Raw genomic sequence first — 16,090 nt, forward strand, 5'->3', positions numbered from 1 at the left:
TGATTCTCTTTTTGTTCTCATAGAAAGCGCCTCACGGCAAGTGCGCCACCTTGCCCCTGCCGTTGCCTCTTCCTAGTTGTTCATCGATGACACCCGACCAAGCCCCTGCTGACGAACCGCCATATCTCCGGGGCCTTAACGCGCCCCAGCGCGAAGCCGTGCTGACGACGGAAGGCCCTTTGCTGGTCCTGGCCGGCGCGGGCACGGGCAAGACCGCCGCGCTGACGGCGCGGCTGGCGCATCTGGTCGCGACGCGCCGCGCCTATCCGTCCGAAATCCTCGCCGTCACCTTCACCAACAAGGCAGCGCGGGAAATGCGCGAGCGCGTTGGCCGGATGATCGGCCCGGCGGTCGAGGGCATGCCCTGGCTCGGCACCTTCCACGCCATCGCCGCCAAGATGCTGCGTCGCCATGCCGAACTGGTGGGTCTCCATTCCAACTTCACGATACTCGACACCGACGATCAGTTGCGCCTGATGAAGCAACTCATTCAGGCAGAGGGCATCGACGAAAAGCGCTGGCCCGCGCGGCAGCTGGGCGGCCTGATCGACCAGTGGAAGAATAAGGGCCTGACTCCGCAGGATGTAGGCGCGGGCGAGAGCGAAGGCTATGCCAATGGCAAGGGGCAGAAGCTCTATGCCGCCTATCAGGCGCGACTGGCGCAGGTGAACGCCTGCGATTTCGGTGACCTGCTCCTGCATGTGCTGACGATCCTCAAAACGCATCGGGACGTGCTCGAACAGTATCAGCAGCGGTTCCGCTATATCATGGTGGACGAATATCAGGACACCAACTCCAGCCAGTATCTCTGGCTTCGCCTGCTCGCCCAGACCCGCAAAAATCTCTGCTGCGTGGGCGATGATGACCAGTCGATCTACAGCTGGCGTGGCGCAGAGGTGGCGAACATCCTGCGCTTCGAAAAGGATTTTCCCGGCGCGACGATCGTGCGGCTGGAACAGAATTACCGGTCGACGCCCCACATATTGGGCGCGGCGTCGGGCGTGATTGCTGAAAATGGCGGGCGGCTCGGCAAATCGCTGTGGACCGAGATCGATGTCGGCGAAAAGGTGCGCGTGCTGGGCGTGTGGGACGGGCCGGAGGAAGCGCGACGGGTCAGCGAGGAGATCGAGGCGATCCAGCGCACGGGCGGATCGCTGGACGACATCGCCATTCTCGTGCGGGCGCAGCATCAGACCCGTGAATTCGAGGACCGCTTCATCCAGATCGGCCTGCCCTACCGCATCATCGGCGGCTTCCGCTTCTACGAGCGCGCCGAAATCCGCGACGCGCTGGCCTATCTTCGGCTGGTCAACCAGCCTGCGGACGATCTGGCGTTCGAACGCATCGTCAACATCCCCAAGCGCGGCCTTGGCGACAAGGCGGTGGAAAAGCTGCACCGGCTCGCGCGGGCGGAGGGCATTCCGCTGGCGCTGGCCGCCGCGCGCATCCTCGATACCGATGAACTGACGCCGCAGGCGCGCCGCGCGTTAGGGGCCTTCATCGGCGATCTCGCCCGCTGGCGCGACCGGTCCGGGCAGTTGCCCCATGCCGAACTCGCGCGCCAGATATTGGACGAGAGCGGCTATACCGCGATGCTCCAAGCCGATCGCACCGTCGAAAGCGCTGGTCGCCTGGAAAACCTGTCCGAACTGGCGCGCGCCATGGAGGAATATGACACGCTCGGCGCATTTCTTGAGCATGTCAGCCTCGTCATGGATAATGAAGCACAGCAGGATGAGAGCAAGATCACGATCATGACCATCCACGCGGCCAAGGGGCTGGAGTTCGGCACGGTCTTCCTCGCCGGCTGGGAAGAAGGCATCTTTCCCTCGCAGCGCGCGCTCGACGAAGGTGGTCTCAACAGTCTGGAAGAAGAGCGGCGGCTTGCCTATGTCGCGATCACCCGCGCCAGACGCACCTGCATCATCCTGCACGCCGCGAACCGGCGCATTTATGGCCAGTGGACCAGCTCGATCCCCTCGCGCTTCGTCGGGGAATTGCCGCCCGAACATGTCGAGGAGGAAAGCAGCATGACCGGCGGCGCATCGCTGTGGCGCGCCAACTGGTCCGAACGCGCCGACCCGTTCGCCGATGTCCAACGCGGCGGCGGCCGCGGCCCCGGATGGCAGCGCGCGCAGCAGTCGGGCCAGTTCAACCGCGAACCCGTCCGCATCGTCGAGGCGCGCGCGTCTGCGGTGTCGCTCGGCAATAAGGGCCGCGACGACATGAGCGTCGGTCTGCGCATCTTCCACCAGAAATTCGGCTATGGCCTGGTGGCGCAGATCGAAGGCAATAAGCTTGAAATCGACTTCGAAACCGCCGGCCGCAAGCGGGTCATGGATAGCTTTGTATCGGTGGCCTGAACCGCGCCAGTGTCTATTGGGCTTAGGGCAGGACGGTCGGCTTACCCGACAGGATTTCGCCGACGCGCTTTGCATGGACTTCCATCGCGGCAATCACCTCGCCGCCGCTGATCGATCGCCGGGCGGGATCGATCGCGCACAATGTCCCGTGGAAAGTCCCATCGGCTAGCACGATCGGAAAAGATGCATAGCTCTTGAAGCCGTAAAGCATGGGCGTGTGATGCGTCTGCCATTCGATGTCGGCGTCGACATTGTCATGACCCCGCGCTGCCCGCTCTGCCGGATATCCTCGCAGATCGTCGTCTTGATCTCCAGTTCGGCGCCCGGCTCCAGACCGAACTCGATCCGGTCGAGAAGCTGGCAGGCGATCCAGCGTTCTTCGGTGCCGCGAGCGACGGCGGCAAAGCCCATATGCGCGAGCGCGCAGACATCCATCAATATGGCCCGGATCGCATCATCATCGCCCTGTGCGGCAACCTCGCGCGCAAAATCATCCTTCATTACCGGATATCCTGCGTCGGCCATGTGCGTAAGGCGAACGGGACGCAAGCGGTGCGCATGGCAAACCCGCGCGACGTCGGAGGAAGGAGAATTTCGTAAAATGGTGGAGCCTAGCGGGATCGAACCGCTGACCTCCTGCATGCCATGCAGGCGCTCTCCCAGCTGAGCTAAGGCCCCATATTCCGCGACGCCGCTTGGGTCGGCGTCGGAGGCGCAGCCATTAGGTGGCGGCACCCCCCTTTGCAAGCGGAAAATTCACTCAGTTATCGTCGTCGCCATCGTCCCCGGCCGCCTCGACGCCCAGGTCGTCATCGCCGCCCAGATCGACGTCATTGTCCGGCGAATCATCGTCCTCGTCGACATCGATGTCGAGATCGTCGTCCGCCGCTTCCAGCGCGCCATCCGCGGTCTCGATCACCTTCTTGGGTGCTTCCTCATAAGGCAGCGGCTGCTTGGACTTGAGCACCGGCTCGGGCTCCCAGCTGCTGTTACAGCTGATGCAGACAACCGGGCTGTCATTGCCAAGATCGTAGAAGCGCGTGGCGCATTTCGGGCAAGTCCGCTTCGTGCCCCATTCAGCCTTGACCATGTCCGGGCTCGTCCTTTTCAACTCTAAACAGAAATCACGCGGCGCAACCTGTCGTCGCCCGCGAAGCGTCGCGCGCCTTGCCATAGGCAAACCGCGCTGTCAAAAGCCGGGCGCGATTTTTCGGTTCCTCATCGACCGATTCCTCCTGCCATTTGCGGATATGATCTTGAACGCTTCGTCCGACCCTGCCCTTCCCATGACCTTCACGCCCGCGCCCGCGCTTTCGGGAACGGTCGGCGTGCCGGGTGATAAAAGCATCTCCCACCGATCGCTGATGCTGTCGGCGCTGGCGGTGGGTGAAAGCCGGGTCGAAGGGCTGCTGGAGGGGGAGGACGTCCTCGCGACGGCAACCGCCATGCGGGCGATGGGCGCGACCATAGAGCGGGATGAAGCGGGAATCTGGCACATTCACGGCGTCGGCGTCGGCGGGCTGCTCCAGCCGGAAACCGCTTTGGACATGGGCAATAGCGGCACCTCCACCCGCCTGCTCATGGGCCTGATTGCGTCCCACGCTATCACCGCGACCTTCACCGGCGACGCTTCGCTCAGCAAGCGGCCGATGGCGCGGGTCACGCAGCCACTGTCGCTCATGGGCGCAAGCTTCACCGCCAGTCCGGGAGATCGGCTGCCGCTCACCATGCGCGGCACGTGCCCTGCGGTGCCGCTCGACTACCGGCTGCCGGTCGCGTCGGCGCAGGTCAAGTCGGCGATCCTGCTAGCGGGCCTCAACACGCCGGGCATCACCCGGATCGTCGAACCGATCCCCACCCGCGACCATAGCGAGCGGATGCTGCGCGGATTCGGCGCGGACCTCAACGTCGATATCGAACCGGACGGTACGCGGATCATCACTCTCACCGGCGAAGCGGAACTGCACCCGCAGCAGATCGTGGTGCCGGGCGACCCCTCGTCCGCCGCCTTTCCCATCGTCGCCGCGCTCATCACGCCGGGGTCGCACGTCACGGTTACCAATGTCGGCCTCAACCCGACCCGCGCGGGGCTTTTCGATGTGTTGCTATCGATGGGCGCAGACCTGAGCTTCTCCAACCGTCGCGAGGTGGGCGGAGAACCGGTCGCCGATATCACCGCGCGCTATGGCCCGCTGACCGGTATCGACGTGCCGCCTGATGTCGCCCCCAGCATGATCGATGAATTTCCGATCCTATTCGTGGCGGCCGCCTTCGCCAAAGGGCGGACCCGCACCAGCGGGCTCGACGAATTGCGGGTAAAGGAATCCGATCGGCTCACGCTGATGGCGACCGGACTCGCCCGGATCGGCGCGCGAGTCATCGAAACGGAGGATGGCCTCGTCATCGAGGGCACCGACGGCGCGCCCCTCCCCGGCGCAGATTCGCCGCCGCTGATCACGGCATCGCTCGATCACCGCATCGCCATGAGTTTCGCGGTAGCCGGGCTCGCCACCCGTGGCGGCCTGACCGTGGATGACATGCGCCCGGTCGCGACGAGCTTTCCCGGCTTTGTCGCCATGCTGCGATCGCTCGGCGCGCTGCCATGACCTTCGATCTTGCTAATATCATAGGGTTGGCGGGCAGCGCGCTCATGGTCGTCGCCTATGCCTATAGCAATGTCGCCAAACAGATGAATCTGACGGTCTTCAACCTGCTCAACCTCATCGGCTCGCTGCTGCTGATCGGATCGCTGACCGTCCATTTCAACCTGGCCTCGATGACGCTGGAAATCGTCTGGGCGCTGATCGCGATCCTTGGCCTGCTCAACACATTCAGGAAAAGAGCATCGCGATGATCATTGCCGTCGACGGACCCGCCGCGTCGGGCAAGGGTACCATCGCCAGAGCGCTCGGCCGCCATTATGCCCTGCCCTGCCTCGACACCGGCCTGCTGTACCGGGCGGTCGGCCTGTCGGTGCTCAAGGCGGGCGGCGATCCCGACCGGGAAAGCGACGCGCTGGCGGCCTGCACCTTCCAAGACTCGCTGCTGGACGAACCCGCCCTGCGCAGCGAAGCCGTCGGCAGTCTCGCATCGCGGGTGTCCATCCACCAAAGTGTCCGCGAGGCGCTTGTCGCCCGCCAGCGCGTCTTCGCCAGCCAGCCCGGCGGCGCAATCCTCGACGGCCGCGATATCGCCACCGTTATCGCGCCCGACGCCGACGCTAAGATCTTCGTGACCGCCAGCGTCCATATCCGCGCCCAGCGGCGCTTCAGCGACGGGATAGCACAGGGCGGCCATCCTGACATGGACAGCCTCATCGCCGACATTCAGGCGCGCGACACGCGCGATATGAGCCGCGATCATGCCCCGTTACGCATGGCGGAAGGCGCGGACTTGCTAGATACCAGCGACCTGACTATAGAGCAGGCCGTCCAGCGAGCGATCGCGCTTGTGGACGCCCAGCTGGAAGGTCGCCTCCGCCCCTGAAACGGGACAGGCTGACCCGTCAAGGTGCGCGGATTTCCGCGCGCCCTTTTCGCATTTCTCGGCCGAGCGTTCGTAATCGTCCGCTTTTTGGATGTCCGTGCCGCATGCGGCGTCGCGGGCGGTTTGGCCACAGCCCCGGTCGTTCGACAAGGACGGGAATCGGGGCTGCGTTTAAAGACCACCGGACACAACCGGTTGGCCAGCAACGACGAAAAAGGACTAGGCATGGCCTCAGTGGCATTCCCCTCGCGCGACGATTTCGCCGCGCTTCTCAATGATTCTCTCGGTGGCGAAGATGGCGGCTTTGAAGGCCGCGTCGTAAAGGGCACCGTTACCGCCATCGAAAACGACCTCGCCGTCATCGACGTAGGCCTCAAGAGCGAAGGCCGCGTGCCGTTGCGCGAATTTGCAGCGCCGGGCCAGAAGGCTGATCTCAAGGTCGGTGACGAAGTCGAAGTCTATGTCGACCGCGTCGAAAACGCCCATGGCGAAGCGATGCTGTCGCGCGACCGCGCCCGCCGCGAAGCCGCATGGGACAAGCTGGAAAGCGAATTTTCCGAAAGCGCCCGCGTCGAAGGCGTCATCTTCGGCCGCGTCAAGGGCGGCTTCACCGTCGATCTCGACGGCGCCGTGGCCTTCCTGCCCGGCAGCCAGGTCGACATCCGCCCCGTGCGCGACGTCACCCCGCTGATGGATATCCCACAGCCTTTCCAGATCCTCAAAATGGATCGCCGCCGCGGCAATATCGTCGTGTCGCGCCGCGCCATATTGGAAGAGACCCGCGCCGAACAGCGCAGCGGCCTTATCCTGACGCTGGCCGAAGGCCAGATCATCGAGGGCGTCGTCAAGAACATCACCGACTATGGTGCGTTCGTCGACCTGGGCGGCATTGATGGCCTGCTGCATGTCACCGACCTCAGCTACAAGCGCATCAACCACCCCAACGAGATGATCAACATCGGCGACACCGTCCGCGTGCAGATCATCCGCATCAACCGCGACACGCAGCGCATCTCGCTCGGCATGAAGCAGCTTGAGAGCGATCCGTGGGAAGGCGCATCGGCCAAATATCCGATCGGCGCCAAGCTGTCGGGCCGCGTCACGAACATCACCGAATATGGTGCGTTCGTCGAACTGGAGCCGGGCATCGAAGGCCTCGTCCATGTTTCGGAAATGTCCTGGACCAAGAAGAACGTCCACCCCGGCAAGATCGTTTCGACCAGCCAGGAAGTCGAAGTCATCGTGCTCGAGGTCGATCCCGAGAAGCGCCGCATCAGCCTTGGCCTCAAGCAGGCGATTTCCAATCCCTGGGACAGCTTCGCTGATCGTCATCCCGTCGGTTCGACCGTCGAGGGCGAAGTCAAGAACGCCACCGAATTCGGCCTGTTCATCGGTCTGGACGGCGACGTCGACGGCATGGTCCACATGTCCGACATTGCCTGGGGCATTTCGGGCGAAGACGCGCTGGCGCTGCACCGCAAGGGTGAGACCGTGCAGGCGGTCGTGCTCGACATCGACATCGAAAAGGAGCGCATCAGCCTCGGCATGAAGCAGCTTGAGCGCGGCGGCCCGGCGGCCGGCGGCACGGCGGCGGCTTCGGCTGGCCTCAACAAGAACGCGGTCGTCACCGTCACCGTTCTGGAAGTCCGCGATGGCGGTCTGGAAGTCCAGGCCGGCGACGATGGCGCGACCGGCTTCATCAAGCGTAGCGACCTTGGCCGCGACCGCGACGAGCAGCGGTCGGAGCGTTTCCAGATCGGCCAGAAGTTCGATGCGATGATCACCGGTTTCGACCGGGCGAAAAAGCCGACCTTCTCGATCAAGGCGATGCAGATCTCCGAAGAGAAGCAGGCCGTGGCGCAATATGGTTCGTCCGATAGCGGCGCGTCGCTGGGCGACATTCTCGGCGAAGCGCTCAAGGCCAAGAGCGAGGGTTGATCGGCCCTCTCTGACCTGAGCTGAAATCAGCCCGCCGGCCCACTTGGTCCGGCGGGCTTTTTCGTGGCCTGTCCCATGCGGGGCATGTCTCTATTGCCCGATTGTCAACGGCTTGCCGATTCTCTATGCAAGGATCAGCAATCTATGTTGCTTGGGAGGCACGATGATCCGCTCGGAACTGATCCTGAAACTCGCGGAGGAAAATCCGGGCTTGACCGGGCCGGAGGTCGAAAAGATCGTCGATCTTTTCTTCAAGGAAATCGTTGATCGCCTGTCATCGGGCGGACGCGTCGAGCTTCGGGGATTCGGGGCATTTACCACGCGCGCACGGGATGCCCGGACGGGGCGCAACCCCCGCACCGGGGAACAGGTCCCCGTCTCGGCCAAGCGCGTACCCTATTTCAAGCCGGGCAAGGAAATGCGCGAGCGGCTGAACGTCAAACCGGAAGCCTGATGTCGCCCTGTTCCGACGCTTGACCAACCGCGCGCCAGAGGTCAGGGAATGACGGCATGCGGACGTGGCGAAATCGGTAGACGCAGCGGACTTAAAATCCGCCTTCCCCTGGAAATGCGGGTTCAAGTCCCGCCGTCCGCACCAGTTGCCATGACATGGCGTAAATGACTGGCCATAACGTGCCACGCCCGCAATGATGGCATATGGCCGACGTGATCAATCCGCATAGCTTCAGCGATTCTCTCGTCATTCTAGGCGCGGCCGGGCTGGTCATTCCCGGATTCGCCCGCTTCCGCATCAGCCCGGTCATCGGTTTTATCCTTGTCGGGCTGGCTGTGGGGCCGGCCGGGCTCGGATCGCTCGTCGGCCAATATCCCTGGCTCTACCATATCACTATTTCGGATCGCGCCGCGATCCAGCCCTTTGCGGAACTTGGCGTCATATTATTACTGTTCTCGATCGGGCTCGAACTGAGCTTCCGGCGCCTATGGACCATGCGCACCCAGGTGTTCGGCGTTGGCGCGGCTGAATTGCTTGGCAGCAGCGCCCTGATCGGCTGCGGGCTCTATATTCTTGGCCAGTCAATGTCCGGCTCGATCGGACTGGGCCTTGCGCTGGCCCTTTCGTCGACCGCCGTGGTGCTACCGATGGTGGGTACGCAAAGCGCCGTCGGACGCGCGGCCTTTTCCATGCTGCTCTTCGAGGATCTGGCGCTTGTCCCCATCATCTTCCTGCTGGGTGCACTCGCTCCGTCGATCGCGGTCAGCCCCGATGGCGCGTGGGCCGATCTCGCCGGCACACTGATGAGGGGTGGCCTCACCATCATCGTCATGCTGGTACTCGGCCGCTTCTTCCTGCCTCATATCTTCAGCCAGGCCGCGCGCACGAAAAGCCCGGAGGTCTTCCTCGCCGCCAGTCTGCTGGTCGTCATCGTCTCCAGCCTCGCCACATCGATCGCCGGCTTGTCGCCGATCGTGGGCGCGCTGCTCGCCGGCATCCTGATCGCCGAAACCGACTATCATGGCGAGGTCGAGGTGATGACCGCGCCCTTCAAGGGGCTTGCGCTCGGCGTGTTCCTGATCACCGTGGGCATGAGCCTCGACATCCGCGTCATCCTCGCCAACTGGCCGGGCCTGTTGCTCGCCGTGCTCGGCGTCGTCCTCGTCAAGACGCTCGTGACGGCGGCGCTGCTTTACTTCTCGGGCGCGCGCAAGGGCGTGGCGCTGGAAGTCGGCGTGCTGATGTCCAGTCCGTCGGAAACCACTCTCATCGTCCTGACCGCCGCGACGGCCGCCAAGCTCATCCTGCCCTCGACCGCCGCTTTCTGGCAGATCGTGACCGCCATCGGCCTGACCATCACGCCCCTGCTCGCCCGTATCGGCCATGATATCGCCCGCCGCCTGGAAATGGCGCTGGGGGAGGAAGCGCCCGACCGCGAGGAGGAGGCGACCGAGGCCGCCGCCGTGGTGATCGGCTTCGGCCGCGTCGGGCGCATGGTGTGCGACCTGCTCAAGGTGCACGGCCAGCGGTTCATCATCGTCGAATCCGATCCCGACGTCGTCGCCGAGGCGCGGCGAGCCGGCTATCCGATCCGCTTCGGCGACGTCGCGCGCGTCGAGATGCTCGACAAGCTACGCCTGGGGCATGCCCGTGCCCTGATCCTGACCATGGACGATCCCGTGCTTTCGGTCCGCGTTACCGGCCGGGTGCGCGGCTGGGTGCCCGACCTGCCGATCATCGCCCGCGCCCGCGATGCCGATCATGCGGCGCAACTCTATCGCGCAGGGGCGAGCGACGCCGTGCCCGAGACGCTCGAAAGCTCACTGCAACTGGCGGAAACCGCGCTGGTCGACCTCGGTGTCGCGATGGGACCGGTGATCGCTTCGATCCACCAGACCCGCGAGGACCTGCGCCTCGGCATCAAGGACGCCGCGCAGATGGACGTCGCGCCCAAACTGCGCCGGCTGCGCCCCGACGAGGTCGCTTAAGCGTCACCTTCTGTCGGGCTGAACACCGACCAGCCCGTGCGGCGGGCGAGTTCCTCCAGCGCGCGTGTGCCAAGCTGGCTGTTACCATTGGCATTAAGGCCGGGCGACCAGGCAGCAATCGAAGCGCGCCCCGGCACGATCGCCAATATGCCGCCGCCGACGCCGGACTTCCCCGGAATACCGACGCGAAAGGCGAAGTCGCCCGACGCATCATAATGCCCACAGGTCAGCATCAGCGCATTGATACGCCGCGCGCGCGCCGGGGGGATCACCCTGCCCCCGGCTGGATGCATGCCATCCAGCATCAGATAGCGCCCCGCAAGCGCCAGTTGCCGACAACTCATCTCGATCGCGCACTGGTGGATATAGGTGCCCAGCACCAGATCAGCGGCGTGACGCACAGTGCCGAAAGCACGCATATAGTTGGCGAGCGCGATGTTGCGAAAGCCGGTCGCCGTTTCCGATGCCGCCACGGCTTCGTTGATGGCGATGCCATCATCCTCCGCCAGATAGCGGATGAAGCGCAGCATCTCGCCAATGGCGACGCGCGGCTGGTGGCCGCCCAGATTGACGTCGGCGACGACGATCGCGCCGGCATTGATGAAAGGGTTGCGAGGAACGCCCTTTTCCTGCTCCAGTTGGACGATCGAATTGAACGCGTTGCCCGATGGCTCACGCCCCACCCGCTCCCACAACTGATCGCCGACCTTGCCGAGCGCCAGCGTCAACGCGAAAACCTTGGATATCGACTGGATCGAAAATCCGGTATCGGCGTCGCCGCCCGCGATCATCCGGCCATCGGCCATGACGATCGCTATCCCGAATTGCGCAGGATCGATCCCGGCAAGCTCGGGGATATAGTTGGCGACCGTCCCCCGGTCGTCCGCGTCGCGCATGGCAGCGACGATCTCCTCGACGATCTGGCTCAGGTCCATCGATCTATCCCTCGCACGACGCTGAAGGACCGCGGCGCTTCAGGCGTCCACCGACGCCAGTGCAGTCTTCACCGCCTCGATCGCCGCCGCCGCCTTGTCGCCATCAGGCCCGCCGCCCTGCGCCATGTCCGGCCGCCCGCCGCCGCCCTTGCCGCCCAGCGCCTCGACACCCGCGCGCACGAGATCGACCGCGCTGATCGACGCCGTGAGATCGTCGGTCACGCCCACGGCAATCGTCGCCCGGCCGTCCACCAGCGCCAGCACCGCCGAAACGCCACTACCCAGCGTCTTCTTGTTGCCATCGACGATGCCGCGCAATTCCTTGGGGTCGAGCCCGTCGATCACCTGTGCGAGGAAGCTGATGCTGCCCACCTGCTCGGGACCGGCGACTGCTGCCCCGGACCCGCCGCCGCCCAGCGCCAGCGCCTTCTTCGCCTCGGCCAGTTCGCGTTCCAGCTTGCGGCTCTGCTCGACCAGCGCCGCGATGCGCGCCGGCACTTCGTCGGGCGTCGTCTTCAGCGCAGCCGCCGACTGGCGCAGCCGGTCCTCGCGATCAGACAGCCACAGCCGTGCGGCCTCGCCGGTCAGCGCCTCGATCCGGCGTACGCCCGAAGACACGGCGCTTTCCGCGACGATCTTGAACAGCGCAATATCGCCGGTCGCCCGGACATGGGTGCCGCCGCACAGTTCGACCGAATAGCTGTTCTCCGAACCGCGCCCCATCGAAAGCACGCGGACCTCGTCGCCATATTTTTCGCCGAACAGCGCCATCGCCCCCGCCCCGATCGCATCGTCGGGCGTCATCAGACGGGTCGTGACCTCTTCATTATGGCGAATCTGCGCATTCACATCGGCTTCGACCTGCGCGATCTGACTATGGGTCAGCGCCTCCGGGTGCGAGAAATCGAAACGCAGCCGTTCGGGCGCGACCATGCTGCCCTTTTGCGTGACATGCGGCCCCAGCAGGTTGCGCAGCGCCGCGTGCAGCAAATGGGTGGCGCTATGATTGGCGCGCAGCCGGTCGCGCCGCTCGACGTCCACGGTGAGCAGGACAGTATCGCCCACCTTGACGCTCCCGGCACCGATCGTCGCCTGATGCGCATGCAGCCGGCCCAGCGGCTTGGACGTGTCCGCCACATCGGCGACAAGGCCCCCAAGCGACGTGATGGTGCCGGCATCGCCATTCTGGCCACCGCTCTCGCCATAAAAGGGCGTCTGGTTGGTAATGATCGCCACCTTGTCGCCCACGGTGGCGCTGTCGACGCGGACGCCGTCCCTGACGATCGCCTGCACCTCGCCCTCGCCCACCGTGCCGCTATAGCCGGTGAACTCCGACGTGCCGAAAGTTTCGGCGATGTCGAACCAGATCTCGTCCGATGCCTTTTCGCCAGAGCCCTTCCACGCGGCGCGGGCGGCCGCCTTCTGTTCGGCCATCGCTGCGTCGAAACCCGCGCGGTCCACGCCAAGCCCCTGCGACCGCAGCGCGTCCTCGGTAAGATCATAGGGGAAGCCATAAGTGTCATACAGCTTGAACGCCGTTTCGCCCGGCAATGTACCGCCCTCGCCAAGATCGGCGGTCGCCTCGTCCAGCAGGCGCAGGCCGTTTTCCAGCGTGCGGCGGAAACGGGTTTCCTCGCGCAGCAGGGTTTCCTCGATCAGCGGCTGGGCCCGCACCAGTTCGGGATAGGCCGCGCCCATCTCCGACACGAGGCTGCCGACGAGCCGGTGCATCAGCGGGTCCTTCGCGCCGATGATATGCGCGTGCCGCATCGCCCGACGCATGATCCGGCGCAACACATAGCCGCGCCCTTCACTCGCCGGCAGCACCCCGTCGGCCATCAGGAAGCTGGTCGAACGAAGATGATCGGCGATGACGCGGTGGCTTGCCTGAAACTCGCCGCCGGTCGCCGTCTTCGTCAGCGCGCCCGACGCCTCGATCAGCGCCCGGAACGTATCGGTATCGTAATTATTATGGACGCCCTGCATGACTGCTGCAATGCGCTCCAGCCCCATGCCGGTGTCGATGCTCGGCCGGGGCAGTTCGCTCACGATCTCGTTGGCTTCCTGCTCATATTGCATGAAGACGAGGTTCCAGATTTCGACGAACCGGTCGCCATCCTCTTCCGGCGATCCGGGAGGACCACCCCAGATATGGTCGCCATGATCGTAGAAGATTTCCGAACAGGGACCGCACGGGCCACTATCGCCCATGGCCCAGAAATTATCCTTCGTCGGAATGCGGATGATGCGGCTCTCGGGTAGCCCAGCAATCTTGCGCCACAGGTCGAACGCCTCGTCGTCGGTATGATAGACGGTCGCCGTCAGCCTGTCCGGCGACAGACCCCATTCCTTGGTCAGGAGGGTCCAGGCGTGGGTGATCGCCTGTTCCTTGAAATAATCGCCGAAGCTGAAATTGCCCAGCATTTCAAAGAAGGTGTGGTGCCGCGCAGTGTAGCCGACATTGTCGAGATCATTATGCTTGCCGCCTGCTCGCACCGACTTCTGGCTCGATGTCGCGGTCTTGTAGGGACGCGTCTCAAGGCCGGTGAACACGTTCTTGAACGGCACCATGCCCGCATTGACGAACATCAGGGTCGGGTCGTTATGCGGCACCAGTGGCGCGGAAGGGACAATGGTGTGGCCGGCGGCTCCGAAATAGTCGAGGAACGAGCGGCGAATGTCGTTGGTCGAGGTCATGAGCGCGATGTAAGCGAGAGCGCTTCGGCGCACAAGCGGGGCTTTTCGGCGCTTGGGCCAGTGGGGTAATCAATCGGGGCGAGCGGCCAGGCCAGCTCGCCCCGATGCAGATCAGCCCGCCGACTTGGCGAGCGCCCGGTAACGATGCAGCAACGGCTCGGTATAGCCATTGGGCTGGACGCAGCCTTCGAACACGAGCGCACGCGCGGCTTGAAAAGCGAGGCTGCTCTCCTCCCGCCCGCTCATCGGCCGGTAAAGCGGATCGCCGGCATTCTGCGTGTCGACCTTGGCCGCCATGCGTCGCAACGCCGCATCGGCCTCCTGCGGCGTGCAGACGCCATGCAGCAGCCAGTTCGCCATATGCTGCGAGGAAATGCGCAGCGTCGCCCGGTCTTCCATCAGGCCGACATCATGAATGTCCGGCACCTTGGAACAGCCGATCCCCTGGTCGATCCAGCGCACGACATAGCCCAATATGCCTTGCGCATTATTGTCGAGTTCCTGCGCGATCTCGTCGGGCGACCAGTTGCGCCCGATGGCGACGGGAATGGTCAACAGCGACTCCAGCGGCGAGACCGGCTCGGCCATGCGCTCCGCCTGCCGCGTGAACACGTCGATCCGGTGATAATGGGTCGCATGCAGCGTAGCGGCGGTGGGCGACGGCACCCAGGCGGTATTCGCGCCGCTGTTCGGATGGCCCATCTTCTGGTCGAGCATGTCCGCCATGCGATCGGGCGCGGCCCACATGCCCTTGCCGATCTGCGCGTGACCCGACAGGCCGCAGGCGAGGCCGATCTGCACATTGCGATCCTCATAGGCGGTGATCCACGCGCTTGCCTTCATCTCGCCCTTGCGGATCATCGGCCCGGCGCGCATCGACGTGTGCATCTCGTCACCGGTGCGGTCGAGGAAGCCGGTGTTGATGAAGACGATGCGGTCGCGCACCGCATGGATGCAGGCGGCGAGATTCGCGGACGTCCGCCGCTCCTCGTCCATGACGCCGATCTTGATCGTGTGCCGGGCCAGCCCCAGCAGATCTTCGACAGCATCGAACAAGCGGTCGGAAAAGGCTGCCTCTTCCGGACCGTGCATCTTGGGCTTGACGATATAGATGCTGCCAGCCCGGCTGTTGCCGCCATCGCGCTTCAGATCATGCATCGCGATCAGGCTGGTAACGATGGCGTCGAGAATGCCCTCGGGCGCATCACCGCCATTGGCGAGCCGGATCGCGGGTGTCGTCATCAGATGGCCGACATTGCGCACGAACAACAGGCTACGGCCCGGCAGCGTGAAGCTGCTGCCATCCGGCGCGCTATATCGGCGATCGGGGTTGAGCGCGCGCGTCATCATCGCGCCGCCCTTTTCGAAGGTATCGCTCAAATCGCCGCGCATCAGGCCCAGCCAGTTGGCATAGGCCGCAACCTTGTCTTGCGCATCGACGGCCGCGATCGAATCCTCCAGATCGCAAATCGCGGTCAGCGCGGATTCGAGGATGACGTCGGCGATGCCGGCCGGATCGGTCGCGCCGATCGGATGGCCTGAATCGAACATCACCTCGATATGCAGGCCGTTGTGGCGGAACAGCCGGCCTTTCTCGCTCCGGCCACGATATTGCGACGGATCACGCAGGACGATCTCGTCGCTCGCCAGATCGGCCCAGCGTCCCTCGGCAAGCGGGATTGCGTCATCCAGAAACGCTTTCGCCCAGGCGATGACCTGCGCGCCGCGGTCGGCATCATAGCCCTTGCCAGCCGCTGCGCCGCTGATGGCATCGGTGCCGTACAGCGCATCATACAGACTGCCCCAGCGCGCATTGGCGGCATTGAGCAGGAATCGGGCATTGAGGATGGGCACCACGAGCTGCGGCCCGGCGAGCCGCGCGACTTCATCGTCGACATTTTCGCTGCCGATCGCGAAGGGCGCGGGTTCGGGCACCAGATAGCCGATCTCGCGCAGGAACGCCTGATAGGCTTCCATGTCCAGCGGCTGCCCGGCGCGCTCGCCATGCCAGGCGTCGATCCGCGCTTGAAAACCATCGCGCGTTTCCAGCAGCGCGGCATTATCGGGTGCGAAACGGGCGAAGATATCGGCGATGCCGGTCCAGAACGCGTCGGACGCAATGCCGGTGCCGGGCAGTGCCTGCGCCTCGATGAAATCCGCCAGCGGCTCCGCGACGTTCAGCCCTGCTCTGTCGATCATGATGGTCTCCTTTGGATGACGCCATAGACG

General features: G+C 64.4%; 13 protein-coding genes and 2 tRNA genes. 8 read left to right on the forward strand and 7 right to left on the reverse strand.

What is annotated here, in order from left to right:
• The first annotated feature begins 86 nt into the window (after positions 1-86).
• A complete protein-coding gene (locus WG907_RS12585; RefSeq protein WP_340233246.1) occupies positions 87-2,363 on the forward strand; it encodes an ATP-dependent helicase in 2,277 nt (758 codons plus the stop codon).
• Between the two features lie 22 nt (positions 2,364-2,385).
• On the opposite strand, the gene WG907_RS12590 is transcribed toward WG907_RS12585, so the two are convergent.
• From WG907_RS12590 to WG907_RS12605, 4 genes are all read right to left on the reverse strand, one after another.
• On the reverse strand, positions 2,386-2,535 hold the full coding sequence (locus WG907_RS12590; protein WP_340233248.1) for a hypothetical protein: 150 nt from the start codon (positions 2,533-2,535) through the stop codon (positions 2,386-2,388).
• Positions 2,529-2,864: a hypothetical protein gene (locus WG907_RS12595; protein ID WP_340233249.1), complete on the reverse strand. Its 336-nt coding sequence runs from the start codon at positions 2,862-2,864 to the stop codon at positions 2,529-2,531. Before WG907_RS12595 ends, WG907_RS12590 begins: the two co-directional genes overlap by 7 nt.
• 101 nt (positions 2,865-2,965) lie before the next feature.
• Positions 2,966-3,041 (reverse strand) — tRNA-Ala (locus WG907_RS12600).
• 82 nt (positions 3,042-3,123) lie between these two features.
• Positions 3,124-3,453, reverse strand: a complete 330-nt coding sequence (locus tag WG907_RS12605) for a TIGR02300 family protein (RefSeq protein WP_340233250.1) — start codon at positions 3,451-3,453, stop codon at positions 3,124-3,126.
• Positions 3,454-3,649: 196 nt separating this feature from the next.
• On the opposite strand from WG907_RS12605, the gene aroA reads away from it, so the two are divergent.
• The 7 genes from aroA (at position 3,650) to WG907_RS12640 (ending at position 10,229) form a co-directional block, all read left to right on the forward strand.
• The gene (aroA, locus tag WG907_RS12610) at positions 3,650-4,969 is read left to right on the forward strand and encodes a 3-phosphoshikimate 1-carboxyvinyltransferase (protein ID WP_340233521.1); all 1,320 of its coding nucleotides are present in this window, start codon (positions 3,650-3,652) and stop codon (positions 4,967-4,969) included.
• The gene (locus WG907_RS12615; protein ID WP_340233251.1) at positions 4,966-5,217 is read left to right on the forward strand and encodes a CBU_0592 family membrane protein; all 252 of its coding nucleotides are present in this window, start codon (positions 4,966-4,968) and stop codon (positions 5,215-5,217) included. Before aroA ends, WG907_RS12615 begins: the two co-directional genes overlap by 4 nt.
• Positions 5,214-5,849 (forward strand): (d)CMP kinase, encoded by a 636-nt coding sequence (gene cmk / locus WG907_RS12620; RefSeq protein ID WP_340233253.1) that lies wholly within the window; start codon positions 5,214-5,216, stop codon positions 5,847-5,849. The genes WG907_RS12615 and cmk overlap by 4 nt, the downstream gene beginning before the upstream one ends.
• A gap of 225 nt (positions 5,850-6,074) precedes the next feature.
• Complete coding sequence (gene rpsA / locus WG907_RS12625; RefSeq protein ID WP_340233255.1) at positions 6,075-7,787, forward strand: 30S ribosomal protein S1; 1,713 nt, start codon at positions 6,075-6,077, stop codon at positions 7,785-7,787.
• Positions 7,788-7,950: 163 nt separating this feature from the next.
• Positions 7,951-8,241 carry an integration host factor subunit beta gene (locus WG907_RS12630; protein ID WP_340233257.1) on the forward strand — a complete coding sequence of 97 codons (291 nt, stop codon included), beginning with the start codon at positions 7,951-7,953 and terminating at the stop codon, positions 8,239-8,241.
• 58 nt (positions 8,242-8,299) lie between these two features.
• Positions 8,300-8,385, forward strand: a tRNA-Leu gene (locus tag WG907_RS12635).
• A 59-nt stretch (positions 8,386-8,444) separates the two neighbouring features.
• Positions 8,445-10,229 (forward strand): cation:proton antiporter domain-containing protein, encoded by a 1,785-nt coding sequence (locus WG907_RS12640; RefSeq protein WP_340233258.1) that lies wholly within the window; start codon positions 8,445-8,447, stop codon positions 10,227-10,229.
• Here the strand turns inward: WG907_RS12640 and WG907_RS12645 are convergent.
• From WG907_RS12645 to WG907_RS12655, 3 genes are all read right to left on the reverse strand, one after another.
• Positions 10,226-11,164, reverse strand: coding sequence for a glutaminase (locus WG907_RS12645; protein ID WP_340233259.1), 939 nt, complete (start codon positions 11,162-11,164; stop codon positions 10,226-10,228). The two genes, WG907_RS12640 and WG907_RS12645, sit on opposite strands and share 4 nt — an antisense overlap.
• Positions 11,165-11,203: 39 nt before the next feature.
• Complete coding sequence (gene alaS, locus WG907_RS12650; RefSeq protein WP_340233523.1) at positions 11,204-13,861, reverse strand: alanine--tRNA ligase; 2,658 nt, start codon at positions 13,859-13,861, stop codon at positions 11,204-11,206.
• Between the two features lie 111 nt (positions 13,862-13,972).
• On the reverse strand, positions 13,973-16,060 hold the full coding sequence (locus WG907_RS12655) for a malate synthase G (RefSeq protein ID WP_340233260.1): 2,088 nt from the start codon (positions 16,058-16,060) through the stop codon (positions 13,973-13,975).
• Between the last annotated feature and the right edge of the window lie 30 nt (positions 16,061-16,090).

The organism is Sphingobium fluminis (assembly GCF_037723805.1).
In the GTDB taxonomy this organism is placed as follows: Bacteria; Pseudomonadota; Alphaproteobacteria; order Sphingomonadales; family Sphingomonadaceae; genus Sphingobium.